This window comes from Pseudomonas sp. GL-B-26 (assembly GCF_019947405.1).
Classification (GTDB): Bacteria; Pseudomonadota; Gammaproteobacteria; order Pseudomonadales; family Pseudomonadaceae; genus Aquipseudomonas.
Genome location: NZ_JAGYGJ010000089.1, coordinates 1 through 5,788 on the forward strand (window position 1 = coordinate 1; position 5,788 = coordinate 5,788).

Below are 5,788 nucleotides of genomic sequence, written 5' to 3' on the forward strand. Positions count from 1 at the left end.
CCCGAAACGTCGGACCGCCCCAAGGGGGAGAGGGGGAAAGGGAGCCGATCTCCATGGTTTTCGTAACCTGAGTTCGACTCGGAATTTCAGGTCGATGTATTTCGAAAGACACTTTGGTCAGTCCCCTCTACCTCCGGGAGAGGGTTAGGGTGAGGGTTGGATTTACCTGCCTACCGCTCAATTCCATGTTTACGCAGTTTTCTGTAAAGGGTGTTACGGCTGACGCCAAGTTGTTCAGCCGTGTGAGTCATATGCCAACGCGTCTGTTCCAGCGCATTCAGCAACGCCAGCCGCTCAGCGTCATCCAGCGGATAGTCCGACGGCTCTTCAACGGCAACAACCGGAACCGGTCGGGCCTGACGAATCATCACCGGCAAATCCCCCAGCCCTATCCGCCCGCCGTCACACAGCGCCGCCAAGGTGCGCAGCACATTGCGCAACTGCCGCACGTTCCCCGGCCAGGCAAACGCCAGCAACGCCTGGCGTGCCGGACCGTCGATCAATACGGTTTCCCCACCCGCCTCTTCGGCCAGCAAAAAGTCGAGCAGTTGGGATTTATCACTGCGATCACGCAGCGCTGGCAGTGCAACTTCCAGCCCGTTGAGCCGGTAATACAAATCCTCGCGGAAGCTGCCGTCCTGTACCCGCTCCAGCAGATTGCGGTGAGTGGCGCTGATGATTCGTACATTGACCGATTCCGGCTCGCCGCCGATCGGCACCACCTGACGATCCTCCAGCACCCTTAATAGTCGGGTCTGCAAAGCCAGGGGCATGTCGCCGATTTCATCGAGGAACAACGTGCCGCCATCGGCCTGCTGCAATTTGCCGCGCATGCCTTCCTTGCGCGCGCCAGTGAAGCTGCCGCCGCGATAGCCAAACAGTTCGCTCTCGATCAGGCTTTCGGGGATGGCAGCGCAGTTGAGGGCGACGAAGGCTTTTTCTGCTCGCTGGCTGGCCTGGTGGACGGCTTTGGCAAACGCTTCTTTTCCGGATCCAGTTTCGCCATTGATCAGCAGCGGTACGTCCCGCTCGAATACGCGCAAGGATTTACGGAAATCTTCCTGTAGCCCTGTGTCGCCCAGACAAATGCCCGATAAACGCGAAGGTTCGGCGATCACTGCACTTTGCACCACCGGCACCGGAATGCTGCGTGGCTGCCCACGCAACAGCGCAAACAGGCTCCGCCCGTCGCGCGTGCGCAACGGCCAACTGGCGCTGGCATTGACGCTGGCACGGCCGAGCAATTCATCCAGCGAGCAATCAAAAAACGCCTCCACCGGTTTGCCCAGCAGCCCACCGCGAATATGCCCCAGCAGGTTCAGCGCACTCTGGTTGACCGCGCTGATCCGCCCTTCCCCGTCAAACGCCAGCAACCCTTCGCTGAACAGCCCGACGGATTCGGCCTGAAGGTGAAAACGCAGCAACCACTGATTGTCGAAATAGCGCAGGAAATAGCAGCTCTCGATCATCTTCGCCGAAAGATTGACCAGGGCCATGGTGTGGAATTGGCTTTGACGCGAAACCTCGTGACGCGCCGAGGACACATCGAGCACCGCCAGCAGTTCGCCATGCGGGTCAAACACCGGGCTCGCCGAGCAGGTCAGACCAGTGTGACGGCCGCGAAAGTGCTCGTCCTGATGGATGGTCAGGGACTGACGCTCCACCAGACAGGTGCCGATGCCGTTGGTGCCCTCGCAGGCTTCGCTCCAGTCAGCACCGAGCCAGAGGCCTGCGCGCTCGAAAATCTTCCGCTCGGCAGGCGCGGTGACGCAATTGAGGATCACGCCGCGGGCGTCGGTCAGCAGAACCGCATGGCCAGCACCGGAGAGCTGCTGATGAAGGCTGGTCATTTCGCTGCCGGCGATGTGCAGCACTTGCTGCAAGCGCTCGCGGCTTTCCAGGACGCGGCCATGTTCCAGCACCGTCGGCGCCATGGTCAGGGCCGGGTCGAGGTGATAATCCTCAAGACAGCGCAGCCAGGAACGGGCAATCGACGGATCGCTACCAGGGCCGTGCAAGTGGGATTTCCCCTGAGTGACAGTCAGGACCTGCTGGGCATGGCGACTCAAATGGTTGTCGTGCATTTCTTATTGTTCTCCCCGCAGAGTCTGGTCCGCTTCCGTGTAGCAGCTGCCGAAGGCTGCGTCCGGCTGCGAAGCAGTCGTAAACCTGTGTCCCGTATGCATTGCCGAAAACGAGGCGAGCGCTTCGCACTCGGACGCAGCCTTCGGCAGCTGCTACACGAAGCAAAATTGCGTGATGCCGAGCATCCTCCAGCGCGACGCGCATTGCAATGCTGGCGAGACCGACCCGTCACACGTTGTGCCAGAAGCGGTACAAAGTGTCATCAGGACTGTACCGAAACCGTCACAGGCAACGTCCGTCGGTCCGACAAAAACCGCGTAAGACCTTGATTTGCCTGACCTGCAAGGCAGTGGCCCGACCCTTGCTCTACGCTTATAACAAGCGCACATGCGCTCTCCCTTATAAGCACAAAAGCCAAGGAGAAATCACCATGCGTTACGCTCACCCCGGTACTGAAGGCGCTATCGTTTCGTTCAAGAGCAAATACGGTAACTACATCGGCGGCGAGTTCGTCGCGCCTGTCAAAGGTCAGTACTTCACCAATACCTCGCCAGTAAATGGCCAACCGATTGCCGAATTCCCGCGCTCCACGGCCGAAGACATCGAAAAGGCCCTGGACGCTGCCCACGCGGCCGCCGATGCCTGGGGCGCCACGTCCGCCCAGGCTCGCTCGCTGGTGCTGCTGAAAATCGCCGATCGCATCGAACAGAACCTCGAAGTCCTGGCAATCACCGAATCCTGGGACAACGGCAAAGCCGTGCGTGAAACGCTCAACGCCGACATCCCGCTGGCCGCCGACCACTTCCGTTACTTCGCCGGTTGCATCCGCGCCCAGGAAGGCAGCGCCGCCGAGATCGATGGCAATACCGTGGCCTATCACATCCATGAACCGCTGGGCGTGGTCGGGCAGATCATCCCGTGGAACTTCCCGATCCTGATGGCCGCGTGGAAACTTGCTCCAGCGCTGGCCGCCGGCAACTGCGTGGTGCTCAAGCCTGCCGAACAAACGCCACTAGGCATTACCGTGCTGATGGAGCTGATCGGCGACCTGCTGCCGCCGGGCGTGCTGAACGTCGTGCAAGGCTTTGGCAAAGAAGCCGGCGAAGCACTGGCCACCAGCAAACGCATCGCCAAGATCGCCTTCACCGGTTCGACCCCGGTCGGCTCGCACATCATGAAATGCGCCGCCGAAAACATCATTCCGTCCACCGTGGAGCTGGGTGGCAAGTCGCCGAACATCTTCTTCGCCGACATCATGCAAGCCGAAGAAACCTTCATCGAAAAAGCCGCCGAAGGCCTGGTGCTGGCGTTCTTCAACCAGGGCGAAGTCTGCACCTGCCCTTCCCGCGCCTTGGTGCAAGAGTCGATCTACGACGACTTCATGAAAGTCGTGATGAAAAAAGTGCTGTCGATCAAACGTGGCGACCCGCTGGACACCGACACCATGGTCGGCGCCCAGGCGTCCGAGCAGCAATTCGACAAAATCCTTTCGTACCTGGAAATCGCCAAGGGCGAAGGCGCCGAGCTGCTGACCGGCGGCAAGGTGGAAAAACTCGAGGGCAACCTGGCGACCGGGTATTACATCCAGCCGACCCTGCTCAAGGGCACCAACAAAATGCGCGTGTTCCAGGAAGAAATCTTTGGCCCGGTGGTGAGCATCACCACCTTCAAGGACGAAGCCGAAGCCCTGGCCATCGCCAACGACACCGAGTTCGGCCTGGGTGCCGGCCTCTGGACCCGCGACATCAACCGCGCCTATCGCATGGGCCGCGCCATCAAGGCCGGTCGTGTGTGGACCAACTGCTACCACCTGTACCCGGCGCACGCCGCGTTCGGCGGTTACAAGAAGTCCGGCGTCGGTCGTGAAACCCACAAGATGATGCTCGATCACTATCAGCAGACCAAAAACCTGCTGGTGAGCTACGACATCAATCCGTTGGGCTTCTTCTAAAAACCGGGGGCGACACAGAGGTTTCTGTGCCGTCCTTCAAATTGCTTTCGCGAGCAAGCCCGCTCCCACATTTGCACCGCGTTCCCCCTGTGGGAGCGGGCTTGCTCGCGAAGGCGTTCTCACCAACACATCAAAAACATTGCTCTGCCGCTCTGGCACGGGCTTTGCGTGCTCGCTTTACACGAAAACGTCGCACCTGAAAGTCCAACAAATCAAAAAATAAAAAAGACAGCGAGGACTTATGACTTCTACTACACAGCTCAAACCCACACTCGGCACCCTGCATTTATGGGGCATTGCCGTCGGCCTGGTGATTTCCGGCGAGTATTTCGGCTGGAGTTACGGCTGGGGCACCGCAGGCACCCTGGGTTTCCTCGTCACCGCGCTGATGGTGGCGACGATGTACACCTGTTTCATCTTCAGTTTCACCGAATTGACTACCGCGATTCCCCACGCGGGCGGGCCGTTTGCCTACAGCCGGCGGGCCTTTGGTGAGAAAGGTGGACTGATCGCCGGCATCGCCACGCTGATCGAATTCGTCTTTGCGCCCCCGGCGATTGCCATGGCCATCGGCGCCTACCTCAACGTGCAATACCCGGAACTGGACCCGAAGATCGCCGCCGTTGGCGCCTATTTCGTGTTCATGGGCTTGAATATCCTCGGCGTCAGCATCGCCGCGACGTTTGAACTGGTAGTCACCGTGCTCGCGGTCGCCGAATTGCTGGTGTTCATGGGCGTCGTTGCGCCGGGCTTCAGCTTCAGTAATTTCGCGCTTAACGGCTGGTCGGGCGCCAACGAGTTCACCATGGGCTCAATCCCTGGCATCTTTGCAGCGATCCCCTTTGCGATCTGGTTTTTCCTTGCGATTGAAGGCGCGGCGATGGCGGCTGAAGAAGCCAAAGACCCGAAACGTACGATTCCCAGGGCGTATGTCAGTGGCATTCTGACCCTGGTGTTCCTGGCCATCGGCGTAATGGTGATGGCGGGTGGCGTTGGCGACTGGCGTCAACTGTCGAACATCAACGATCCGCTGCCTCAGGCAATGAAAGCGGTGGTCGGCAACAATTCGAGCTGGATGCACATGCTGGTGTGGATCGGCCTGTTCGGTCTGGTGGCGAGTTTCCACGGGATCATTCTCGGCTACTCACGGCAATTCTTTGCGCTGGCCCGGGCCGGTTACCTGCCTCGCGGCCTGGCCAAGCTCTCGCGCTTCCAGACTCCGCACCGGGCGATCCTGGCCGGAGGCGTGATCGGCATCGCGGCGATCTACAGCGACGGCCTGGTCAACCTGCAAGGCATGACCCTGACGGCAGCAATGATCACCATGTCGGTATTCGGTGCCATCGTGATGTACATCATCAGTATGCTGAGCCTGTTCAAACTGCGTAAAACCGAGCCGAACCTTGAACGCACCTTCCGCGCGCCGGGTTACCCGATCGTGCCGGGGATCGCGCTGTTTCTGGCGGTGGTGTGCCTGGTGGCGATGGCCTGGTTCAATACGCTGATCGGGTGTGTGTTCCTCGGCTTCATGGCGGCCGGCTACCTGTATTTCCAATTGACCGCCAAGCAGCGTTTCGATGCGCCGGCGGACGCGATGCTCGAAGGCGTCTGAGTTGCACCGGCGCCGGGCTGATTCCCGGCGCCTGCCATATTGAAGTGCATGCAGATCCAATGTGGGAGCGGGCTTGCTCGCGAAAACGGTGTGTCATCCGACACATGTACTGGATGACACTCCGCTTTCGCGAGCAAGCC

3 protein-coding genes are annotated in these 5,788 nt (G+C 59.9%); 2 read left to right on the plus strand and 1 reads right to left on the minus strand.

Features of this window, described 5'->3' with window-relative positions; genetic code table 11:
- Positions 1–170: 170 nt before the first annotated feature.
- On the minus strand, positions 171–2,084 hold the full coding sequence (locus KGB23_RS29875) for a sigma-54-dependent Fis family transcriptional regulator (RefSeq protein ID WP_150658282.1): 1,914 nt from the start codon (positions 2,082–2,084) through the stop codon (positions 171–173).
- A 431-nt stretch (positions 2,085–2,515) separates the two neighbouring features.
- Here KGB23_RS29875 and KGB23_RS29880 point away from each other — a divergent pair, with 431 nt between their 5' ends.
- Positions 2,516–4,036: an aldehyde dehydrogenase family protein gene (locus tag KGB23_RS29880; protein ID WP_033054129.1), complete on the plus strand. Its 1,521-nt coding sequence runs from the start codon at positions 2,516–2,518 to the stop codon at positions 4,034–4,036.
- A gap of 241 nt (positions 4,037–4,277) precedes the next feature.
- On the plus strand, positions 4,278–5,648 hold the full coding sequence (eat, locus tag KGB23_RS29885) for an ethanolamine permease (RefSeq protein ID WP_046055565.1): 1,371 nt from the start codon (positions 4,278–4,280) through the stop codon (positions 5,646–5,648).
- Positions 5,649–5,788: the final 140 nt, after the last annotated feature.

Coding starts and splice junctions, on each gene's coding strand:
- KGB23_RS29875 (WP_150658282.1), bottom strand. CDS start 2,084: ATGCACGACAACCATTTGAGTCGCCATGCCCAGCAGGTCCTGACTGTC.
- KGB23_RS29880 (WP_033054129.1), top strand. CDS start 2,516: ATGCGTTACGCTCACCCCGGTACTGAAGGCGCTATCGTTTCGTTCAAG.
- eat (WP_046055565.1), top strand. CDS start 4,278: ATGACTTCTACTACACAGCTCAAACCCACACTCGGCACCCTGCATTTA.